The sequence below is a fragment of the Rhizobium sp. 3T7 genome, from assembly GCF_020166565.1.
Classification (GTDB): domain Bacteria; phylum Pseudomonadota; class Alphaproteobacteria; order Rhizobiales; family Rhizobiaceae; genus Rhizobium.
Genome location: NZ_JAIQXS010000004.1, coordinates 156,282 through 178,675, shown reverse-complemented (window position 1 = coordinate 178,675; position 22,394 = coordinate 156,282). Strand labels below are relative to the sequence as shown.

The 22,394-nt window shown below is 59.7% G+C and carries 19 protein-coding genes; 16 read left to right on the top strand and 3 right to left on the bottom strand.

The annotated features are described in order from the left end of the window. Positions 1-5 precede the first annotated feature (5 nt). On the bottom strand, positions 6-1,256 hold the full coding sequence (locus K9B32_RS08215; protein ID WP_224561453.1) for a sarcosine oxidase subunit beta family protein: 1,251 nt from the start codon (positions 1,254-1,256) through the stop codon (positions 6-8). 88 nt (positions 1,257-1,344) lie between these two features. Between K9B32_RS08215 and K9B32_RS08210 the strand changes: the two genes are divergently transcribed. The 14 genes from K9B32_RS08210 (at position 1,345) to K9B32_RS29025 (ending at position 15,417) form a co-directional block, all read left to right on the top strand. After that, positions 1,345-2,304 carry a GlxA family transcriptional regulator gene (locus tag K9B32_RS08210; RefSeq protein WP_224561452.1) on the top strand — a complete coding sequence of 320 codons (960 nt, stop codon included), beginning with the start codon at positions 1,345-1,347 and terminating at the stop codon, positions 2,302-2,304. Between the two features lie 72 nt (positions 2,305-2,376). Next, a complete protein-coding gene (locus K9B32_RS08205) occupies positions 2,377-3,060 on the top strand; it encodes a helix-turn-helix domain-containing protein (protein WP_224561451.1) in 684 nt (227 codons plus the stop codon). A 91-nt stretch (positions 3,061-3,151) separates the two neighbouring features. Further along, positions 3,152-4,060 (top strand): class II glutamine amidotransferase, encoded by a 909-nt coding sequence (locus K9B32_RS08200; RefSeq protein WP_224561450.1) that lies wholly within the window; start codon positions 3,152-3,154, stop codon positions 4,058-4,060. Between the two features lie 32 nt (positions 4,061-4,092). Then, on the top strand, positions 4,093-4,779 hold the full coding sequence (locus K9B32_RS08195; protein WP_224561449.1) for a GXGXG domain-containing protein: 687 nt from the start codon (positions 4,093-4,095) through the stop codon (positions 4,777-4,779). A gap of 15 nt (positions 4,780-4,794) precedes the next feature. Next, on the top strand, positions 4,795-6,123 hold the full coding sequence (locus tag K9B32_RS08190) for an FMN-binding glutamate synthase family protein (RefSeq protein WP_224561448.1): 1,329 nt from the start codon (positions 4,795-4,797) through the stop codon (positions 6,121-6,123). Between the two features lie 79 nt (positions 6,124-6,202). Further along, positions 6,203-7,510, top strand: a complete 1,308-nt coding sequence (gene glnT, locus K9B32_RS08185; protein ID WP_224561447.1) for a type III glutamate--ammonia ligase — start codon at positions 6,203-6,205, stop codon at positions 7,508-7,510. A gap of 100 nt (positions 7,511-7,610) precedes the next feature. Further along, positions 7,611-8,495, top strand: coding sequence for a formyltetrahydrofolate deformylase (gene purU / locus K9B32_RS08180; protein ID WP_224561446.1), 885 nt, complete (start codon positions 7,611-7,613; stop codon positions 8,493-8,495). A 3-nt stretch (positions 8,496-8,498) separates the two neighbouring features. Next, entirely contained in the window at positions 8,499-9,404 is a 906-nt protein-coding gene (locus K9B32_RS08175) for a bifunctional methylenetetrahydrofolate dehydrogenase/methenyltetrahydrofolate cyclohydrolase (protein WP_224561445.1), read from the top strand. Positions 9,405-9,515: 111 nt separating this feature from the next. Then, entirely contained in the window at positions 9,516-10,649 is a 1,134-nt protein-coding gene (locus tag K9B32_RS08170) for an aminomethyltransferase family protein (protein WP_224561444.1), read from the top strand. Between the two features lie 10 nt (positions 10,650-10,659). Then, on the top strand, positions 10,660-11,265 hold the full coding sequence (locus K9B32_RS08165) for a dimethylamine monooxygenase subunit DmmA family protein (RefSeq protein ID WP_224561443.1): 606 nt from the start codon (positions 10,660-10,662) through the stop codon (positions 11,263-11,265). Beyond that, positions 11,262-12,227 (top strand): PDR/VanB family oxidoreductase, encoded by a 966-nt coding sequence (locus tag K9B32_RS08160; RefSeq protein ID WP_224561442.1) that lies wholly within the window; start codon positions 11,262-11,264, stop codon positions 12,225-12,227. Before K9B32_RS08165 ends, K9B32_RS08160 begins: the two co-directional genes overlap by 4 nt. A 27-nt stretch (positions 12,228-12,254) precedes the next feature. After that, entirely contained in the window at positions 12,255-13,295 is a 1,041-nt protein-coding gene (locus tag K9B32_RS08155; RefSeq protein WP_224561441.1) for a heme-dependent oxidative N-demethylase family protein, read from the top strand. A gap of 69 nt (positions 13,296-13,364) precedes the next feature. Beyond that, positions 13,365-14,702, top strand: coding sequence for an NAD(P)-binding domain-containing protein (locus K9B32_RS08150; protein WP_224561440.1), 1,338 nt, complete (start codon positions 13,365-13,367; stop codon positions 14,700-14,702). Positions 14,703-14,817: 115 nt separating this feature from the next. Further along, entirely contained in the window at positions 14,818-15,417 is a 600-nt protein-coding gene (locus tag K9B32_RS29025; protein WP_318013319.1) for a PAS domain-containing protein, read from the top strand. Between the two features lie 4 nt (positions 15,418-15,421). Here K9B32_RS29025 and K9B32_RS08135 read toward each other — a convergent pair whose 3' ends face one another. Further along, positions 15,422-17,791 (bottom strand): DUF1989 domain-containing protein, encoded by a 2,370-nt coding sequence (locus tag K9B32_RS08135; protein ID WP_224561439.1) that lies wholly within the window; start codon positions 17,789-17,791, stop codon positions 15,422-15,424. Between the two features lie 244 nt (positions 17,792-18,035). Between K9B32_RS08135 and K9B32_RS08130 the strand changes: the two genes are divergently transcribed. Further along, positions 18,036-19,820: an APC family permease gene (locus K9B32_RS08130; RefSeq protein WP_224561438.1), complete on the top strand. Its 1,785-nt coding sequence runs from the start codon at positions 18,036-18,038 to the stop codon at positions 19,818-19,820. A gap of 187 nt (positions 19,821-20,007) precedes the next feature. Here K9B32_RS08130 and K9B32_RS08125 read toward each other — a convergent pair whose 3' ends face one another. Further along, entirely contained in the window at positions 20,008-21,018 is a 1,011-nt protein-coding gene (locus K9B32_RS08125; RefSeq protein WP_224561619.1) for a LacI family DNA-binding transcriptional regulator, read from the bottom strand. A 339-nt stretch (positions 21,019-21,357) separates the two neighbouring features. On the opposite strand from K9B32_RS08125, the gene K9B32_RS08120 reads away from it, so the two are divergent. Then, positions 21,358-22,344 carry a sugar ABC transporter substrate-binding protein gene (locus K9B32_RS08120; protein WP_224561437.1) on the top strand — a complete coding sequence of 329 codons (987 nt, stop codon included), beginning with the start codon at positions 21,358-21,360 and terminating at the stop codon, positions 22,342-22,344. Positions 22,345-22,394: the final 50 nt, after the last annotated feature.

The window sequence follows — 22,394 nt, the reverse complement described above, 5'->3', positions numbered from 1 at the left end:
TGTCCTCAATGCAGGTTCGGCTGGGCGCCGACGCCCTTTTCATCGATCTGGTAACCGCGCTGGAACCGGTCGAGGCGCAGTTCCCGCGCCGTCTCGTGCGGTTCGTTGCGGGCGATCAGATGGGCGTAGCAGTAGCCGGAGGCGGGTGTCGCCTTGAAGCCGCCGTAACACCAGCCGGCGTTCAGATAGAGATTGTCGATATGGGTGCGGTCGATGATCGGCGAGCCGTCCATGCTCATATCCATGACGCCGCCCCATGCGCGCAGGTAGCGCACGCGGGTCAAGGAAGGGATCAGGGCGACGCCGGCCTCGGCGACATGCTCGACAGTCGAAAGATTGCCGCGCTGGGCATAGGAATTATAGCCGTCGATATCGCCGCCGAAGACGAGGCCGCCCTTGTCCGATTGCGAGACATAGAAGTGCCCGGCGCCGAAGGTGACCACGGTATCGATGAACGGCTTCAGCCCTTCGGAGACGAAGGCTTGCAGCACATGGCTTTCGATCGGCAGGCGCAGCCCCACCATGTCGGCGACGACAGTGGAATTTCCGGCGGCCGCCAGCGCCAGCTTGCCGCAGCCGATAAAGCCCTTGCTGGTCTCGACACCGGTTACGCGGCCGTTCTCGCTGCGGATGCCGGTTACCTCACAGCCGGTGATGATGTCGACGCCGCGGCTGTCGGCGCCGCGGGCATAGCCCCAGGCGACCGCATCGTGGCGCACCGTGCCGCCGCGCGGCTGGAACAGGCCGCCCATGATGGGGAAGCGGGCATTGTCGAAATCGAGGAAGGGGAGTTTCAGGCGTACTGCCGCCCGGTCGAGCAATTCGGCATCGACGCCGTGCAGCCGCATGGCGTTGCCGCGCCGTGTATAGGCGTCGCGCTGGGCGTCGGAGTGGAAGAGGTTGAGCACGCCGCGCTGCGAGACCATGGCGTTGTAGTTGAAATCCTGCTCGAGCCCTTCCCAAAGCTTCATCGATAGCTCGTAGAAGGGATTGTTGCCGGGCAGCAGGTAGTTCGAGCGGATGATCGTCGTGTTGCGGCCGATATTGCCGGAACCGAGATAGCCCTTTTCCAGCACGGCGACATTGGTGATGCCGAAGATCTTGGCGAGATAATAAGCCGTCGCCAACCCATGACCGCCGCCACCGACGATGACGACGTCATAGTGCGGCTTCGGCGCCGGCTGACGCCAGGCCGGAGCCCAGCCGGCATTGCCGCGAAGACCGTTGAGGAAAATGGAGAGAGCGGAATAGCGCATCGATTCATCCAAGTGGAGTTGCGCTCATGATGGCAGAACGGCATTTGCCGACTTGCCTATTCAGGACATATTTCGATAGAAAAGGGACATGTCTTCGATCGATGCGAGAAACGTTCAGCATATCGGCTTCATCCTGATCCCGGAGTTTGCGCTGATGTCCTATGCCTCGGCGAGCGAGCCGCTGCGCGCCGCCAATCTGCTGGCCGGACGCGAGATCTATCGATTGTCGACCTTCTCGCCGGATGGTGCGCCGGCATTGTCGTCCGGTGGCGTGCCCGTGCCGGCGGCACCGCTTCCCGGCCGTGGCTCCGGGCTCGCAACGGTCTTCGTATGTGCCGGCGGCACTCCACGCGACTGGCATTATCCGGCTGTACTGGCCTGTCTGAGGCAGTTGGCGCGTGAGGGGGTGCGTATCGGCGGCATTTCCGGAGGTCCCTATCTGCTGGCCGCGGCCGGTCTTTTGACAGAGCGCGATTTCACCATCCATTGGGAGCACGCTCCGGCGCTGCTCGAGGCTTTTCCGGCCCTGTCGCCGCGTCAGGCCCGCTTCGTCGTCGACGGCAACCGCATCACCTGCGGCGGCGGGATCGCCCCGCTCGACATGATGCATGTGCTGATCTCCGAACGTATGGGGCCGGATTTCGCCCGCCGCGTCAGCGATTGGTATCTGCACACACAGGTGGGGGAGCCGACGGCGCCGCAGCGAGGGTCTCTGGCCGAGCGCTACGGCGTCCACCATCCCGGTCTTTTAAGTGTGCTGGAGAAAATGGAGGAGACGATCGAACTGCCGCTTAACCGCACCGCCATGGCGCGAATTGCAGGCGTCACGCCGCGCCATCTAGACCGGCTGTTTGCTGCGCATCTGGGCTCGACGTTCCTCGATCAATATCGCCGCATCAGGCTGCAGCATGCGCGGCGGCTGCTCGAACAAAGCCCGCTTTCGATTTCCGAAATCGCCATCGCGACAGGCTTTTCAAGCGGCGCCCATTTCTCGCGAGCCTATCGCAATCTCTATGGCATCGCTCCAAGTGAAACCCGCCAGGCGTGACTTTCGTCATAGTTGAGAAAATTTCACTGGGAAGATAGAGTTGCAATAGGCAATATCGGAAAAGGATCGTGAATGAAGACCAAGCCGCACAAGACGTCGAGCGAGGACCATTCGCATACCGCACGGCCAGCATTCTTGCAGGATCCGCATGCGGTTCGCGAACCGAAGGTAAACAATCTTGAAATGGCGATCGGCCACGAGGTGCGCGCCTATCGCAAGAAGCTCGGCATCACGGTGACGGATCTGGCCGCGGCAACCGGAATTTCGCTCGGCATGCTTTCGAAAATCGAAAACGGCAATATCTCGCCGTCGCTGACAACACTGCAATCGCTCTCCCGCGCCCTCGGCGTGCCGCTGACGGCGTTCTTTCGTCGCTACGAAGAGCAGCGCAATGCCGTCTTCGTCAAGGCGGGGCAGGGCGTGGAGCTGGAGCGGCGCGGCACGCGCGCTGGCCATCAATATAATCTGCTCGGCCACATCGACAATAATTCGAGCGGCGTCATCGTCGAGCCCTACCTCATCACGCTGACGGCCGATTCCGATGTGTTCCCGACCTTCCAGCACGAGGGCATGGAGTTCCTCTACATGCTCGAAGGCGAGGTGGTCTATCGCCATGGCGATCAGCTTTACCCCATGCAGCCCGGCGATAGCCTGTTCTTCGATGCGGACGCACCGCATGGCCCGGAAGTGCTGGTGAAATTGCCGAGCAAATACCTGTCGATCATCAGCTATCCACAGCGCGGCAAGAATGAATAATTTGCCTCAAAAGAAAAAAATATTCTTTTGGGTTGAAATCCAAAAATAGACCTGCTAGCCATTTTGCAGACGCGAAATGGAGGGTCTGATCATGTGCGGAATTGTAGGTCTCTTCCTGAAAGACAAAAGCCTCGAGCCGGAGCTCGGCTCGCTTCTTTCGTCAATGCTTGTCACGATGACTGATCGCGGGCCTGATAGCGCGGGCATTGCGATTTACGGCGGCGCCAATGGCAACAAGGCGAAGATCACGATCCAGTCGGCCAGCCCGGCAAAGGACTTCGACGGCCTCGAGCACGAGCTGAGGCGCGCGCTGGATACGCCGGTGTCGGTCGAGGTAAAGAGCACGCATGCCGTTATTGCGCTTGCGAAGGAGAAACTCGACGAGGGCCGGGCGGCGATCGCGACGCTACGGCCCGATGTCCGGGTGATGAGCAGCGGCGATGCCATCGAGATCTACAAGGAGACGGGCCTGCCGAAGGACGTCATCTCGCGTTTCGGTGTAACCTCCATGTCCGGAACGCATGGCATCGGCCATACCCGCATGGCAACGGAATCGGCCGTGACCACGCTTGGCGCCCATCCGTTTTCAACTGGATCAGACCAATGCCTGGTCCATAACGGTTCGCTTTCCAATCACAATAATCTTCGCCGCGAACTCGTGCGCGAGGGCATGACCTTCGAAACACAGAACGATTCCGAAGTCGCCGCCGCCTATCTGACGGCCGAGATGGCCAAGGGCAAGGACCTCGGCGAGGCGTTGACCGGTGCGCTCAGCGATCTCGACGGTTTCTTCACCTTCGTCGTCGGCACGAAGTCCGGCTTTGGCGTCGTTCGTGATCCCATCGCCTGCAAGCCGGCCGTCATGGCCGAAACCGATCAGTATGTCGCTTTCGGCTCCGAATATCGTGCGCTCGTAAACCTGCCGGGCATCGAGAATGCCAGCATCTGGGAACCGGAGCCGGCCACCGTCTATTTCTGGGATCACGAAAAGGCCGCCTAATCCAGCCTTGGCGCAATCGAGAGAGTTCTTTCATGCCAGTTTTCGATCTATCCGTTACTTCGCTGCGCGAATTTAACAGCATGCTTCACAGCCTTGCGGTCGGCGCCAATGATACCGCCTTCGAAGTCGTCAACCCTCGCGGCCATCATGCCGTCGCCGTCGGCATCGACACGCCCGTCACCGTCGATATCAGAGGATCCGTCGGCTATTATTGTGCCGGCATGAACGACGGCGGCACGGTCATCGTGCATGGTTCGGCCGGACCGGGCGTCGCAGAAAACATGATGTCGGGCACCGTTGTCATCGAGGGTGACGCCAGCCAGTATGCAGGGGCAACCGGTCAGGGAGGCCTTCTGGTCATCAAGGGCAATGCGGCTTCGCGCTGCGGCATCTCGATGAAGGGCATCGATATCGTTGTGCATGGCAATATCGGCCACATGTCGGCCTTCATGGGGCAGTCGGGACACATGGTCGTGCTCGGTGACGCTGGCGATGCGCTGGGTGACAGTCTTTACGAAGCCAAGCTTTTCGTACGCGGCTCGGTGAAAAGCCTGGGCTCCGATTGTATCGAGAAGGAGATGCGTCCCGAGCATATCGAGAAGCTCGCCGAGCTTCTTGAAAAGGCGGGGGTCAGGGGTGTCAGACCGGACGAATTCAAGCGCTATGGATCGGCGCGCAAGCTTTACAACTTCAACATCGACAATGCAGACGCGTATTAAGGCGAAAGGGACACCATGAGCTATCACAACCCGCTTACGCCGCCGCGCAAGTCTGCAACCTTCGACGATCATACGCTGGCTGAAATCCGCCGCGCCGCAGCAACCGGTATCTACGATATTCGCGGTGCCGGCACCAAGCGCAAGGTCCCTCATTTCGACGACCTGCTGTTTTTGGGCGCATCGATTTCGCGCTATCCGCTTGAGGGTTATCGCGAGAAATGCGACACGACGGTCGTTCTCGGCAGCCGCTTTGCCAAGAAGCCGATCACGCTCAAGACGCCGATCACCATCGCTGGCATGAGCTTCGGGGCGCTATCGGGCAACGCCAAGGAAGCGCTCGGCCGCGGCGCTACGCTTGCGGGCACGTCCACCACGACGGGCGACGGCGGCATGACAGACGAGGAGCGCGGCCATTCGCAGACGCTGGTCTATCAGTATCTTCCCTCGCGCTATGGTATGAACCCGAAGGACTTGCGCCGCGCAGATGCAATTGAGGTGGTCGTCGGGCAAGGTGCAAAGCCCGGCGGCGGCGGTATGCTGCTCGGCCAGAAGATCTCTGACCGCGTCGCCCACATGCGCAACCTGCCGAAAGGCATCGACCAGCGCTCGGCTTGCCGACACCCGGACTGGACCGGCCCAGATGATCTTGAAATCAAGATCATGGAACTGCGCGAAATCACCGACTGGGAAAAGCCCATTTATGTGAAGGTCGGTGGCGCGCGTCCCTATTACGATACGGCTTTGGCCGTGAAGGCCGGTGCCGATGTCGTCGTGCTTGACGGCATGCAGGGCGGCACGGCCGCGACCCAGGACGTCTTCATCGAAAATGTCGGCATGCCGACGCTTGCCTGCATTCGTCCCGCGGTTCAGGCGCTACAGGATCTGGGCATGCACCGAAAGGTGCAACTGATCATCTCCGGCGGTATTCGTTCCGGCGCCGACGTTGCAAAGGCGCTAGCGCTTGGCGCGGACGCGGTTGCCATCGGCACGGCAGCGCTGGTCGCGATCGGCGATAATGATCCGCGCTGGGAGGAGGAATATCAGAAACTCGGCACCACGGCGGGTGCCTATGACGACTGGCATGAAGGCAAAGACCCAGCCGGTATTACCACGCAGGATCCGGAGCTTTCAAAGCGGCTCGACCCGATCGTGGCCGGTCGGCGCCTTGCCAACTATCTCAAGGTGATGACGCTGGAAGCGCAAACGATTGCACGCGCCTGCGGCAAGAATCATCTGCATAATCTCGAACCGGAAGACCTCTGCGCGCTGACGATGGAAGCTGCCGCCATGGCGCAAATCCCGCTTGCGGGCACCAACTGGTATCCGGGCAAGGGAGGCTACTGAATTTCACCGTCGGGCCGAAGCGCCCGGCGGCATCGCATCAAAATCGAGGTGTCTCTAAGAAATCCAAAGGGGAACAAGAATGACACTGGACCTTGCTGCTTTTGCGAAAGACAAAGGCATCAAATATTTCATGATCAGCTATACTGATTTGTTTTCCGGCCAGCGCGCCAAGCTTGTGCCGGCGCAGGCGATCGCGGGCATGCAGGAAGAGGGCGCGGGCTTTGCCGGTTTCGCCACCTGGCTCGACATGACGCCCGCCCATCCAGACCTCTTCGCCGTGCCGGACCCATCCTCCGTCATCCAGCTCCCATGGAAGAAGGATGTTGCCTGGGTCGCCGCCGATTTGCTGATGGATGGCGAGCTGGTCGCCCAGGCGCCGCGCAATGTACTGAAGAAGCTGGTCAAGGAAGCCGAGGCCGAGGGCAAGCGGGTGAAGACCGGCGTCGAGGCCGAATTCTTCTTGATCACAGCTGACGGCGGGAAAATCTCGGATGAATACGATACCGCCGAAAAGCCCTGCTATGACCAGCAGGCCATCATGCGCCGCTATGATGTGATTGCCGAGATCTGCGACTACATGCTGGAACTCGGCTGGGGCGCTTATCAGAACGATCATGAAGACGCCAACGGCCAGTTCGAGATGAACTGGGAGTTCGACGATGTGCTGAAGACGGCTGACAAGCATTCCTTCTTCAAGTTCATGGTCAAGTCGATCGCCGAGAAGCATGGGCTGCGCGCCACCTTCATGCCGAAGCCTTTCAAGGGCCTGACCGGCAATGGCTGCCATTGCCATATCTCGGTGTGGAGCAATGACGGCAGGACCAACATCTTCGCCGACAGGGAAGCGGAATTCGGCCTCTCGGCGGAGGGAAGGCACTTCCTTGGCGGCATCATGAAACATGCTTCGTCGCTCGCCGCAATCACCAATCCAACAGTCAACTCCTATAAGCGCATCAACGCGCCGCGTACGACGTCGGGCGCCACCTGGTCACCGAACACGGTGACCTGGACCGGCAATAACCGCACCCATATGGTGCGCGTACCGGGCCCCGGCCGCTTCGAGCTGCGCCTGCCGGACGGTGCGGTCAACCCGTACCTGCTCCAGGCGATCATCATTGCCGCCGGCCTCGACGGCACTCGCAACAAGGCCGATCCCGGCCCGCATCACGATATCGACATGTATGCCGAGGGCCATCTGGTGAAGGATGCGCCGCGCCTGCCGCTCAACCTGCTTGATGCATTGCGTGCCTATGATGCCGACGAGGGCCTGAAGGCTGCGATCGGAGCCGAATTCTCCGCCGCCTATCTCAAGCTCAAGCAGCAGGAATGGAATTCCTACTGCTCGCATTTCACGCAGTGGGAACGCGAGACTACGCTTGACGTCTGAGCCAGTGGCACGACGCTTGAAAATCGCGACGCAAAGGGCCGGAACCGGGAACCCGGCCAATGACAGTCTGCGCGCTTCGAATGGCAAGGGAAGAGACAGCATGATGAAATTCGTATTGACGGTATCGTGCCACTCGACGCGTGGGATCGTTGCGGCGATATCGAACTATCTGGCCAATCAGGGCTGCAACATCGTCGACAGTTCGCAGTTCGACGATCTCGATACCGGCAAGTTCTTCATGCGGGTGAGCTTCATCTCCGAGGAAGGTGTGGGTCAGGAGACACTGATCGACGGCTTCAAGTCGATCGCCGGCAAGTTCGAGATGGAGGCTGAGATCCACGATGCCCACAAGCGCATGAAGGTGCTTTTGATGGTGTCGCGCTTTGGCCATTGCCTCAACGACCTGCTGTACCGCTGGAAGATCGGCGCGCTGCCGATCGACATCGTCGGCGTCGTCTCCAACCACTTCGATTACCAGAAGGTGGTGGTCAACCACGACATCCCCTTCCATCACATCAAGGTGACCAAGGAGAACAAGCCGCAGGCGGAAGCCCAGCTTCTGGATCTGGTCGAGCAGACCGGCACCGAATTGATCGTGCTCGCCCGCTATATGCAGGTGCTGTCGGACGCGCTCTGCAAGAAGATGTCGGGCCGGATCATCAACATCCACCATTCCTTCCTGCCGAGCTTCAAGGGGGCCAATCCCTACAAGCAGGCCTATGAGCGTGGCGTGAAGCTGATTGGCGCCACGGCGCATTATGTGACGGCGGATCTGGATGAGGGTCCGATCATCGAGCAGGACACGGCGCGCATCACGCATGCGCAGTCGGCGGAGGACTATGTGTCGATCGGCCGCGACGTGGAGAGCCAGGTGCTGGCCCGCGCGGTCCATGCGCATATCCATTTCCGCACCTTCCTCAACGGCAATCGCACCGTTGTCTTCCCGGCAAGCCCGGGATCATACGCCTCCGAGCGCATGGGCTGAGACATGACGCTTGCAACAGTGATCGATGGCAAGGTTGCCGCGGCTTCGATAATCGAGGCGGTGAAGAATGCAGCGGCGGGACTGGAGAAGGAGACCGGTGTGAAGACCGGACTTGCGGTCGTCATCGTCGGCGACGATCTGGCGAGCCACACTTATGTCGGCGCCAAGGGGCGCATGGCCAAGGAATGCGGCTTCAACTCCATCCAGCACACGCTTGAGGCAGAGACGACGCAGGAAGCGCTTGCAGGCCTGGTGGCGTCGCTAAACGAGGATCCGTCCATCCACGGCATCCTGGTGCAGCTGCCATTGCCGAAGCACCTGAGTTCGGACGCGATCATCCAGTCGATCCTGCCGGAAAAGGATGTCGACGGCCTGCATGTGGTCAATGCCGGCAAGCTCGCGACCGGCGATCTCGCAACCGGGCTGATCTCCTGCACGCCGGCCGGCGCCATGCTGCTGGTGCGTTCGATCCATGGCGAGGACCTGTCGGGTCTCAATGCCGTCGTCATCGGCCGCTCCAACCTGTTCGGCAAGCCGATGGCGCAACTGCTGCTCAACGCCAATGCCACAGTGACGACGGCGCATTCGCGCACCAAGGATCTGGCATCCGTGGCACGCGGCGCAGACATTCTGGTGGCTGCGGTTGGCCGGCCCGAGATGGTCAAGGCTGACTGGATCAGGCCGGGTGCGACTGTGATCGACGTCGGCATCAACCGCATCGATGCGCCGGAACGGGGCGAGGGCAAGAGCCGTCTGGTCGGCGATGTCGCTTATGCGCAGGCGTCCAAAGTCGCCAGGGCCATCACGCCGGTACCGGGTGGCGTCGGGCCGATGACCATTGCCATGCTGATGGCCAATACCGTCATCGCAGCCCATCGCGCCGCGGGCAGAAAGCCGCCGAAATTTTGAGGAAAAGCCAGCCGGGAGATAACAAAAAACCACTCGGATCGGCTTGCCAAGGCATGAAAGACGACTATAGTCAGGAAATAAATATTCCATAGAAGAAAATGAGGGAACGAAATGGCATTATCATGGCGTTTCTCCGCCTTGGCGGACCGGCACCGTGCTCTCGGATCGAAACTCGAAGACTGGAGCGGCATGGGTACCGCCTGGACCTACGAGAAGGACATGTCGGACGAACATGTCGCGATCCGCACCAAGGCCGGCATTATGGACGTTTCCGGCCTCAAGAAGGTGCATCTGGTCGGCCCGCACGCCATCGCCGTGCTCGACTACATCACCACCCGCGACATGTCGAAGATCTATCCCGGCCGCTCGGTCTATGCTGCGATGTTGAATGATCGCGGCTATTTCACCGATGACTGCATCGTCTATCGCACCGGACCGAATTCCTGGATGCTGGTGCATGGCTCGGGCTCCGGCCACGAGGAGCTCGTCAAGCAGGCAGCCGGCCGCAACTGCGCGGTCCTCTTCGACGACGATCTTCACGATCTGTCGCTTCAAGGTCCCGTAGCCGTCGATTATCTCGCCAGATATGTGCCCGGCATCCGCGACCTCAAATATTTCCATCACATGCAGACGACTCTGTTCGGCGCTCCTGTGATGATCTCGCGCACCGGCTATACCGGCGAGCGCGGTTACGAAATCTTCGTGCGCGGCCAGGATGCCCCGATGGTCTGGGATCGCATCGTCGCGGAAGGCAAGGAGATGGGGATCATCCCCTGCTGTTTCAGCGTTCTCGATATGCTGCGCGTCGAAAGCTATCTGCTCTTCTACCCCTACGATAACTCGCAGATGTACCCCTTTGCCGACCAGCCACCCGGCGACAGCCTGTGGGAACTCGGTCTCGACTTCACCGTCAGCCCCGGCAAGGCCGGCTTCAGAGGCGCCGAGGAGCACGCCCGTCTCAAGGGCAAGGAACGTTTCAAGATTTTCGGCATGCTGATCGATGCCGATGGCCCGGCCGATCTTGGCGACGAGGTCTATGCCGATGGCAAAAAGGTCGGTGTCATCACCTGCCCCTGCTACTCTGCGCTGACGAAGAAATCGATGGCGATCGCCCGTCTGGACGTCGACAAGGCCGTTCAAGGCACAAAGCTCGAAGTGCGTGGCAAGAGCCTGAGGGCAAGTGCGATTGCTCATACTCTGCCCTTCGACGATCCCGAAAAGAAGAAGAGGACGGCCATCGGCTAGGGAGGCGCTCATGCTTGTCGAAGGCATCAAGAGCCGACCGGTTTACCGTGGTCTAGCAATTCAGCCGCATGCCCGTCGGCACCTCTTCGCTCTCGAAGGGGAGGGCGCTCGTGCTCTTCTCGATCAAAGCTCCGTGCTTGACGAGACGACGCTGTCGCGAAGCGAAATTCTCTACGTTGCGCGCGGCTCTCAAGGTAAGGGCCATGACGAGACCCTGCGCAATCTCGGCGCCGACATGTTCTTCACGGCGCCGACCATCGCAACGCTGCTCTTTCGTCTGAAGGGGTCGCTTTCGACAGCCCATATGGGGACGCGGCTTTACATCGCCGGCACGGAAGGCTTCATCGGCCAGGCGATGATGGCGGCGCTCGACTACGACATGGACCATGCCTCGATCATCACGGAACATCGCGGTTCGCTCGCCCGCCGCGTGCAATGCGTCCACTGCAAGGGCATCACCGAGGATGTCACCCACAGTCCGTTCACGTGCAGCCATTGCAGCCTTCCGCTTCTGGTGCGTGATCACTATTCGCGCCGCCTCGGCGCCTTCCAGGGGGTCAATATCGATGCGGAAGAGCCCGGCAGCGCGCCCGATCCAGAGGAGCTGTTCCTATGAGCGGTGGTACGGAAATTCCGGTGCGCGTTGCGAGGGTCACTCCGATTGCCGACCGCATCAAGCGCTTTCGCTTCGAGCGCCTCGACGGCAAGCCGATGCCTTACTTCTCCGGCGGCGCGCATGTGATCGTTTCGATGAACGATGAAGGGCATATGCGCCGCAACGCCTATTCGCTGATGTCGCCGCCGCATGATTGTTCGGCCTATGAGATCAGCGTGTTGCGCGTCGAGGATTCGCGTGGCGGCTCGGCTTTCATGCATGAGAAGGTGCGAGAAGGTGATCAACTCAAGGTCAGCTATCCCGTCAACCTCTTCCAGCCGGATTGGCGCGGCCGCAAACACCTCCTGATCGCCGGCGGCATCGGCATCACGCCCTTCATTGCGATGATGCAGCAGTTTTCCCGCCAAGGCGCCAATTTCGAGCTGCATTATGCTGTGCGCTCGCTGGATCGCGGGGCCTATTGTCGCGAACTTGTCGAACAATATGGCCCGCAGCGGGTGAAGATCTATTGCGACGCTGACGGCAATTTCATCCCCGTCGCCCGTCTTCTCGAAAGCCAGCCGCTCGGCACGCATCTCTATGTCTGCGGTCCGTCGGGCATGATCGACGGCGTGCTGAAAACGGGTATCGAGGCCGGTTGGCCGCAACAGAACCTGCACTCCGAGCGCTTCCTGTCCTCGCAGCCCGGCAAGCCTTTCTCGATCGAGCTGACACGCTCGGGCAAAACGGTTCATGTTGGCCATCACGAGAGCATGCTGGAGGCGATCGAGGCCGCCGGTGTCGACGCGCCCTTCCTCTGTCGCGGCGGGGCCTGTGGGCAATGCGAGACGGGTGTTGCCGCCTGCGACGGCAAGCTTTTGCACAATGACGTCTATCTGACCGATGAAGAAAAGACTTCCGGCCGCAAGGTGATGATCTGTGTCTCCCGCTTCGAGGGAAACACGCTGCATCTCGACCTCTAGGCATCGGGCCGAACCAGGAGAACGGACATGGCAATCGCCTTCAAAAAGGAAACCTTCCGGGACGATTTCAGCTACCGGAACAGTCCGGAAAACATCCGGCGCTTTCCGTTCCCCTTCGATCGCGACGAGTACATGTATTCCGTCAACATGGAACCGCATGTGAAGGGGCAGGCGGGCACCGTCTACGAAAGCCTGATCGATGTCGATGAGCATTATGTCGCCGAGATGCACGACCGGGCGCTGGTGTTGAAGGAAGATCCGCTGCGCTATCAGGCGCTGGCCCATATGATGACGGCGCAATGGGATACGCTGGAGCTTTTGATGGAGGAGCAGGCCGCCGGTTACCCCGAGCATTTCACGCTGATCAAGAACGGCGACCAGTGGCGCTGGATCAACCGGCCGCTCGGCATCGACGATAGCTTCACCTTCGGCGATGCTTCAACGCTGCCCTACGAGCCCTTCGAATACATCACCCGCCAGGCCCAGGGCGACTTCTGCATCGTCGACCAGCGCGACGGCAACCTCTGGATGGATGCCGGCATGGTGACGACGCAGGCCGACTGGTCGCTCGATTTCGACATCGGCATGAATTTCATGGAATGGCACGGGCCGGTGCCACTCGCCCATCAGATCGGCGTCTTCGACCGCGCGCTGAAGTTCCTCCTGAACCTACAGCAGGGCAAGCCGACGCGACGCTTCAACTGGACGATGACGATCAATCCCCGCCTCGATACCAGTCCTGAGAACTATCCCAAATGGGGTCCTGACCGCACGACCGTGACGCCGGAAAATGTCGGCGAGAAGGTGCATCTGCGCGTCGAACTGCAGAGCCTTTGGCGTCTGCCGCGTTCGAACGCCATTCTCTTCGTCATCCGCTGCTATCTGATGAACATGAACGAGCTCGTGACCGTGCCGAAGTGGGCGCGCCGCTTTCCGCGCGTGCTACGGACCCTGCCGCCGGAACTCGTGGACTACAAAGGCCTGACGCGGTTCCGCGAAACCACAATCGACTGGCTTTCAAAATACGACGACGGGGCCTCGACCAGCCCCGGCTTCTTCCCGGATTGACGCTGGAACGACGCGCCAGACGGACCGCATGCGACAAGAATTTCGATATAATCGAGAGGGGAATGCTTCATGACAAGAGTTGCCGTTATCGGCGCCGGTCCTTCGGGACTGGCCCAGTTGCGAGCCTTCCAATCGGCGGCGAAAAAGGGCGCAGCGATTCCGGAAGTCGTGTGCTACGAAAAGCAGTCCGATTGGGGCGGACTTTGGAATTACACCTGGCGCACCGGCCTGGACGAATATGGCGAACCGGTCCATGGCAGCATGTATCGATATCTCTGGTCGAACGGCCCGAAGGAATGCCTGGAATTCGCCGATTATTCGTTCGAGGAACATTTCGGCAAGCCGATTGCCTCCTATCCGCCGCGCGCCGTGCTTTGGGACTATATCAAGGGCCGCGTCGAGAAGGCGGATGTGCGCAAGTGGGTGCGCTTCAGCACACCGGTGCGCATGGTGCGCTTCGATGAGGAGACGAAGAAGTTCACCGTGACGGCGCATGACCGCGCCCAAGACCGGATGTATGACGAGGAGTTCGACTATGTCGTGGTCGCGAGCGGCCATTTTTCGACGCCGAACGTTCCCTATTTCGAGGGCGTGAAGACCTTCAACGGCCGTGTGCTGCATGCCCATGACTTCCGCGATGCGCTGGAGTTCAAGGGCAAGGACATCCTTATCGTCGGCCGCAGCTACTCGGCCGAAGACATTGGCTCGCAATGCTGGAAATACGGCGCCAAATCGGTGACGACGAGCTATCGCTCGAAGCCGATGGGCTTCAAATGGCCGGAGAATTTCGAGGAACGGCCGTTGCTGACACGGCTTGAGAACAAGACGGCCTATTTCCTCGACGGCTCATCCAAGGATGTCGATGCGCTGATCCTTTGCACCGGTTATCAGCATCATTTTCCCTTCCTGCCCGATGAATTGCGCCTGAAGACAGCCAACCGGCTCTGGGCCGATCACCTCTATAAGGGCGTGATCTTCGACAAGAATCCGCAGCTCTTCTATATCGGCATGCAGGACCAGTTCTACACCTTCAACATGTTCGACGTGCAGGCCTGGTGGGCGCGCGACGTGATGATGGGCCGCATCGAGCTGCCAAAGGAAGAGGAGCTGAAGGCGAATTTCGATATGTGGCGTGCCCGCGAGGAGACGCTGGAAGATGCCGAGCAGATGATCTGGTATCAGGGCGACTATGTGAAGGAGCTGCTTGCCGACACCGACTATCCGAGCTTCGACATCGAAGGCACGAACAAGACCTTCATGGAGTGGGAGCACCACAAGGCGGAAAACATCATGGGTTTCCGCGACCATGCCTATCGCTCACTGATGACCGGCAATATGTCGCCGAAGCATCACACGCCCTGGGTCGAGGCGCTCGACGACTCGATGGAGGAATATCTGCGTAACTGAGGATCTCGTAAGACTGCGTAACCCGAAGGGGCCGTTCGTCGCGGCCCTTTCTGGTGTGTTTGAAACAAGACGAAGCACCTTGATCTGCAACTCTTTTTCCTCGGGCATGGTCTTCATGGATTTCCAAACGAGCGTTCTCGGCCGCATGAGCGGCTTTCTCTATCGTTGCCGCGCCGATGAGAACTATACGATGCTGGAGATGACCAACGGCATCGAACGCATCTTCGGTTACCCCGCCGACGAGATCGTCGGCAACCGGGCGCGGACCTTCACCTCCATCATGTTCGAGGAGGATGTTCCGCTCATGGACGAAGTTGTCGGCAAGGCGTTGGAAAGCCGAGCCGACTGGACGATGGAGTACCGGATACGCCATCTCGACGGCCACTTGATCTGGGTGACGGAGACCGGCGGCGGCGTATGGGACGAGACCGGGGAACTGCTCTATCTCGAAGGCAGCATCATCAATATCGAGTCGCTCTATCAACGCATCGACGAACAGACCTCCGGCATGCGGGTGACGGCGTCCAAGACCAACGAGATCCTGCAGTCGCTGCGCTACCTGAAGCTGCTTGCGGTCAATGCCGGCATTGAGGCCGCAAGAGCGGGAACCGCTGGATCCGGCTTTGCCGTGCTGGCGGCGGAGATGCGTTCTCTGGCCAACTCTTCGGAGGAGGCCGCACGGGCGATCTCGAATGCGCAGCGCAAAACGAAGTAGGCGATTAGGACCGCGGCCGCGTCTTTTGCGGATCGTAGTGTGAGAGCGGCACGATGACGGCCGGCAAGCGTTTCTGCTGGCCGTCGAGCTTGCCAATCTCAACCGCGGTGCCGACGCCTGCATGAGTCACGTCGATGCGGGCAAGCGCGATCGTCTTGCCGAGGATCGGCGAGCGTGTGGCGCTGGTCACGACGCCGACCTGTGCTCGGCCAATATGAACACAATCGCCATGGCCGACCGCCTCATTGGACTGGACATCCAGCCCGACCAGAAGGTGGCGTGGGTTCTCTTTGCGGCGGATAAGTGCGTCGCGGCCGATGAAATCATCCTGCTTGGATTTCAGCGGCACGGTGAAGCCGATGCCGGCCTCGAAGGGATCCGTCTGGTCGGTGAATTCGTGATGGGCGAAGATCAGTCCCGCCTCGATGCGAACCATGTCGAGGGCTTCGAGACCCATGGGCTTCAGACCGTGCGGTTGCCCCGCCTGCCAGACGGCGTCGAAGACGGTCAAAGCATCCTTGGGATGGCAGAAGATCTCGTAGCCGAGCTCACCGGTGTAACCCGTGCGCGAGACGACGACGGGAGCACCCTCGAAGTCGCCGATGCGGCCAACGGCGAAGCGGAACCATTCGAGTTCGCCGATCGCCGGCTGGCGCGGCGCCGTCCAGATGATCTCCTTCAGGATGTCGCGGCTCTTCGGTCCCTGGACGGCGATATTGTGCATCTGGTCGGTCGAGGAACGCACCCAGGCCTTGAAGCCCTTCTTCTCAGCCTGTTCGCGCAGCCAGATGCCGCTGTAGTCGTCGCCGCCGATCCAGCGGAAATTCTTGTCGCCGAGCCGGAACAGCGTGCCGTCGTCGATCATGCCGCCGTTTTCATAGCACATGGCTGAATAGACGACCTGGCCGGTCGATAGCTTGCGGACATCGCGTGTCAGGCAATATTGCAGCAGCTCTTCGGCATCCGGCCCCGTCACCTCGAACTTGCGAAGTGGCGAGAGATCGATGACGGCAGCATGTTCACGGCAGGCCCAATATTCCTCGACCGGGCCTTCGGCGGCAAAGCGGTTCGGCAGCCAGTAGCCGCGATATTCGGTGTAATCCCGCGTCAGTGCGGAGAGGCGAGGGTGGAACGCGGTTTCGCGCGTCAGTTCGGCGTCGGCGTCAGGGGTCATGCGATAGGCTACCGCTCGTGTGAATTTCTCTTTTCCGGAAAAGGTGCGGACGTGAATATCCGTCGGATCCCAGCCGTTCGCAGCGTCGATATCGTCGGGGCAGGAGGAGGAGACGCAGATGAGATCGGTCAGCGCCCGCATCAGTACATAATCGCCCGGCCGCGACCAAGGTTCGTCGAGATAGAGCTGATTATGGTGGTCGATATTGGTGTTGTAGAAGTAGTTGAGCGCTTCCCAGCCCTTGCGGCCGGCAATGCCATAGGGTGCCAGCGCCGCGTTGAAGTTGTCGGTGCAATTGACGTGGCCAGGATAGCCCATGTCGTCATAATAACGGGAATTGCAGGCGGTCGCGAAGGCGTCGTGACGCCCGACCATATCCTGCACGATCTCCACCAGCGGCTCGAAGTCGCGATCGAAGGCTTTCGAGGGCAGGCCGGGCGCGGGATAGCTGCGGCCGAGCAGTGTGCGGGTGACGGTGGAATCGAGCGCGAGATCGAACCCCTTGTCCACCTTGCGGGCAGCAAAGGCCTGGAAGTCCGTGCACTGCCGGCCGTAGACGTCGATGATCTGGATGAATTCGCCGGCGCGCACGAAATAGGCGGACGCCGTGGCCGCCCTGATACGGATATCCTCGATTGGGTCTGCCAGCGGTTCCGGCAGGGCGGAGGCATAGTCGCGGATGAGTTGGCTGCGCCGGATTCTAATCTCGATCGGCGTCGTGGTGTCCTGTGCCTCCGGTGACATGGCGTCGCCCGGTGCCGTGACGATCAACAGGCCTGTCAGGGTAGTCGTGAACTCGGCCGTGCTGCCGGCAGGCGATGCCGTTCCAAGGATGCGAAGAGCCCCGGCCTTCGAGAGATCGGCGCCACGGCGTTGCAATGCCCCGCGGGTTCTTGCCGCGCTCTCGTCGCTGGAAGATAGGATGGATTTCAGCCCTTCCGCGGCATGGGTGAAGGCCGTTCCCAAGCCGGCGGCCTGGAACTTGCCCGTCGTGTCGAGGAAGGACAGTTCGCAGGCCTGTCCGCCCTCGCTGTCGGTCACCGTGATATGATCACCCGGCTCGACGCGCATAACGAGCGATCCGCCACCCTTGCAGCGGTAGCGTTCTGTATTTGGCGGCAATGCCGTGATGCCGGGATAGCGGATTATGCTCGCCGAAGGGGGCCGCACTCCGGCGATCGTCGGATGGAGATCTCGCATGCAATCCTCTCGGCGTAGCGATGTGCCTCCCAGCACTCGAATTATGCTGACAAAACACCTGCCGAAAGTAAAGGGATATTGACTAGAAAGAAAAAATATTTACTTTCTATAAAGGGCCTAGACTCGGAAATCCGCGCGCAGACGCGGCTCGCGAAAATCTCCAGCAAGCCCGAAATGCCATGGGAGGCACGTTCAAGGAGACGTACGAAAGTTACGTTCGGAACAAAAACGGGGAACTTCATCGATGACTGATATTGTGGACGCCAGCGTTTCCGCTGGCACCGAAGGTAAGCTTATACGCGCGCTCGACTGGAAGGGCGCATTCTGGGTTGCTGCGGGCGTGCCGCCGCTCGTTCTTTTCTCCATCGGCGGCATCGCCGGCACAACCGGTAAGCTCGCCTTCGCCGTGTGGATCATCTCGATGATCATGGGATTTTTGCAATCTTTCACCTACGCCGAAATCGCTGGCATGTTCGCCAACAAGTCTGGCGGCGCCTCCGTCTATGGTGCGACTGCCTGGTTGCGCTATTCGAAGTTCATCGCGCCACTCTCGGTTTGGTGCAATTGGTTTGCCTGGTCGCCGGTGCTGTCGCTGGGTTGTGCCATCGCAGCCGGCTATATTCTCAATGCCTTTTTCCCGATCCCGGCGGCGGATTCGCAGGCCGTCATCACCTGGATCAGCGCGCATGCCACGTCCATAGCGGCCGATAGCCCGCGCATTGCTGAATATATTGCGGCTCACGCCGGCACGTCGCCACAGGATGCTCTAAGCGCGCTGCTCAGCGCCGATGCCGTTGCCGCGCTGACGCCAGCCATCCGCAACTGGTCTCTCGTCAGCTTCAACATTCCATTCCTCGCGACCGCCAACGTCAACGCCACCTTCTTCATCGGTGGTATCCTGATGCTGATTATCTTCGCGATCCAGCATCGCGGCATTTCTGAGACGGCAAGCGTGCAGAAGTGGCTCGCGATCATCGTTCTTGTGCCGTTGTTGATCATCGGTGTCTATCCGATCGTCAGCGGCCAGATCATCGCCTCCAACGTCACCGGCCTCATGCCGCCGACAGCCGCCTATGCCGGCACCGACGGTACCTGGAGCAATGGTGGCTGGACGCTCTTCCTCGGCGGCCTCTATATTGCTGCCTGGTCGACCTACGGCTTTGAGACCGCCGTGTGCTATACGCGCGAGCTCAAGAATCCGAAGACCGACACGTTCAAGGCGATTTTCTATTCCGGTCTTGCCTGCTGCCTGTTCTTCTTTCTTGTGCCCTTCGCCTTCCAGGGCGTGCTCGGCCATGCCGGCATGTTGGCGCCGGGCATCGTAGATGGCACCGGTGTAGGCGAAGCGCTTGGTGGCCTGATCGGCGCCGGCAGGATCGTCACGCAGCTGCTCGTCATCCTGATGATCCTGGCGCTGTTCCTCGCGATCATGACCGCGATGGCCGGTTCCTCACGCACGCTCTATCAGGGCTCGAAGGACGGCTGGTTGCCGAAATATCTCGACCATGTGAACGAGAATGGCGCACCGACCAGGGCAATGTGGACGGACTTCGCCTTTAACCTCGCCCTTCTCGCCATTGCATCTGACACCAGCGGCTATTTCTTCGTGCTAGCCGTCTCCAATGTCGGTTACATCATCTTCAACTTCCTCAATCTCAATTCCGGCTGGATCCACCGCATCGACTCCGGTCATATCGAGCGTCCGTGGAAGGCGCCGACCTGGCTCATCGGTCTCAACACCGTTCTCGCTTTCGTCAATGCGCTCTTCCTCGGCGCCGGCGCCAAGGTCTGGGGTTACGCGAACGCGCTCTGGATCGGCTTCGCTTTCGCCGCGTTGATCCTACCGGTCTTCGCCTACAGGCACTATGTGCGCGACGGCGGCAAGTTCCCAGCCGGGGCGATGGAGGATCTCGGCCTGGTCGGACTGGATCTAGGTGTGAAGAAGGCAGGTATTCTGCCATATCTGACGCTTGCCGGCGGCCTCGCCATTGTGTTGATCGCCAATTGGATTTTCCAACTACCAGCATAAGCGCCAGGCAGAACCGATATCTTCCCGTCACTTGATTTATCTTCGGCAGTTGCGCATCTCGTAGATGCTCACATCGGGAGGATGGGATCTTGCGCGAATGGTTGCCGGGGATGACCGCCCCGGCACCGGTTCGGGCAATGATCTGGTCAAGCGTAAGCGTTAGATAGCGGCTCGGCCACCGTTGCGTTCAGTCGGGTTGGGGCGCCGAGGTCGTTTCTCCGTCCGAAATCTCGCAAGCAAGCAGGATTGGGTTGTCGAGATCAGGCACCGGTTGCTTGTTTAGTAGAATTGCCACGGCTACCGCTGCAATCCTTTCAATCGGTTGTTTCACTGTCGTTAGGCGCGGCGTCGTCATACTTGAGAGGGGAATGCCGTCGAATCCCATGATCGAAAGTGCTGCCGGTACCGGAATACCAAGATCATGTGCCGCGCGCATGCAGCCGATCGCCTGCTGGTCCGAGCTTGCGAAGATCGCAGTCGGGCGCTCACTGCGTGCGCGTGCAAGAAGATAGTTTCCTGCGAGGCGGCCGCTTTCATAGTCAAATGCGGCCTCGGCTATTAGCGATGGACTGGCCGTTTGCCCGTCGTCCTGTATTTGCTCCATTGCGCCTAGATAGCCCATGAGGCGGTCATTGGCCGGGACAGAATCTTTGGGGCCCGAAATGAAGCCGATGCGGCGATGGCCTAGCTTCAAAAGATGTTCAACACCTAGGCGGACGCCGTTGCGATGGTCGGCGGCGATGCCAAAATATCCTGGCATGAGACGGTCCACAACAATGATTGGCAATCCCTTCGGCAGCTTGATCGTATGGAAATCGTTGCTGGGAACGAGAATGATGCCGTCCACCTTCCGACTTGTCAGCTGTCCGATGCGATCAGCCTCCTTGGACGCATCGTCAAAGGACGTCATGACGATGATGTTATAGCCATGGTTTGCCGCCGCTTGTTCGGCGGACTGGACGAGCTCCGAGAAGAAGGGATTGGTCAGGTCAGGAATGACAATGCCGATGAGGCGGCTGACCTTGCTGCGCATGCTTCTGGCGGACGGGTCGGGCAGGTAGCCCAGGTCTTCGATAATGCCTCTGACACGTGTCCTCAATTCATCCGTAACAGAGGGATGATCATTCAAAACCCTTGAGACGGTCCCGGTGGAAACGCCCGCGAGCCTGGCAACGTCTCGAATTCCAACTTTTGGCATAGCAGCAACATATGTCCCTTCATCTTCGCCTTCGGGGACATCCAAAGGCGGCTGATCCGTGCTTTCAGCTAATGGTCTGTCTATCGCCTTAGTCAAAGGACTGCATCTTAATTCTGACCGCTGATCTGCCATAGCATCGCCACTGCAGATATTCAATGGAAACGGTTCATCTGCTGCGCTTCACAAGGTGATGGTCTGGGCAGTTTGCGCTGGTTTTTTGGCTCGTTTTGGCGACTTGACAATCTTCTGTGGCGTTGTTACTCAGTAGGCGTTGGAAACGGTTCATTGTTGCTGACAACTCAGGTGGAGCTGAGCCCAGGACCGTTCGGGAGGAAGGAAATGTTCAATTCTATAAAGCGTGATTCCGTCTTGATCAGCGCGCCGCGTCGCGCGGCGTTGAAGCTTGGAATTGCCGGTACGTTGATGCTCGCGCTGTCTTGCGGCGTGTCGCCTGCCTTTGCGGCGAGCAAGCCTAAAGTCGGCTTGATTATGAAATCCTTGTCCAATGAGTTCTTCAAGCAGATGAAGGCCGGCGCCGATAAGTATGCGGCTGAAAACAAGGACAAGTTTGACTTCAAGGCTGTCGGCATGAAGGACGAGCGTGATTTCGCTGCACAGGTCGATGCCGTCGAAAACTTCGTCACTCAGAAATACGATATCATCGTCGTTGCGCCGGCCGATTCAAAGGCAATGGCCACTCCCCTTGCGAAAGCTGTGAAGGCCGGCGTCAAGGTCATCAACATCGACGTGCCGCTGGATGCGGATGCGAAGAAGGCGGCCGGTATCGATCTCGCTTTCTTCGGTCCTGACAATCGGGAAGGGGCAAAGCTTGCAGGCGACGCGCTTGCCAAGGATTTGGGGTCCGGCGCGAAGGTTGTCATCCTGGAGGGTAACCCCGAGGCTGACAACGCCAAGGAGCGCAAGGAAGGCTTCATGGACTCCGTCAATGGCGGCAAGCTGCAGCTTCTCGACAGCAAGACCGCTCATTGGGAAACGGAAGAAGCCAACACCGTCATGACGAATTTCCTGACGAAGTATAAGGATATTCAGGGTGTCATGGCAGCCAATGACTCCATGGCCCTCGGCGTCGTCAAGGCTCTCGATGCGACCGGCCAGAGCGGCAAGATCAAGGTTGTCGGCTTCGACAACATCCCGCCGGTTCAGCCGCTGATCAAGGACGGCAAGATGCTTGCTACGGTCGAGCAATATGGTGCGCAGATGGCGGTCATGGGGATCGACTATGGTCTGCGTGAACTTGCCGGTGAAAAATTCACTGGCTGGGTCAAGACGGATGTCAAGCTCGTCACCGCCAAGGATCTCAAATAGTCGAAATTGCCGACTGCGAAGTTGAAGAGAGGCGCCGGCTCATGGCCGGC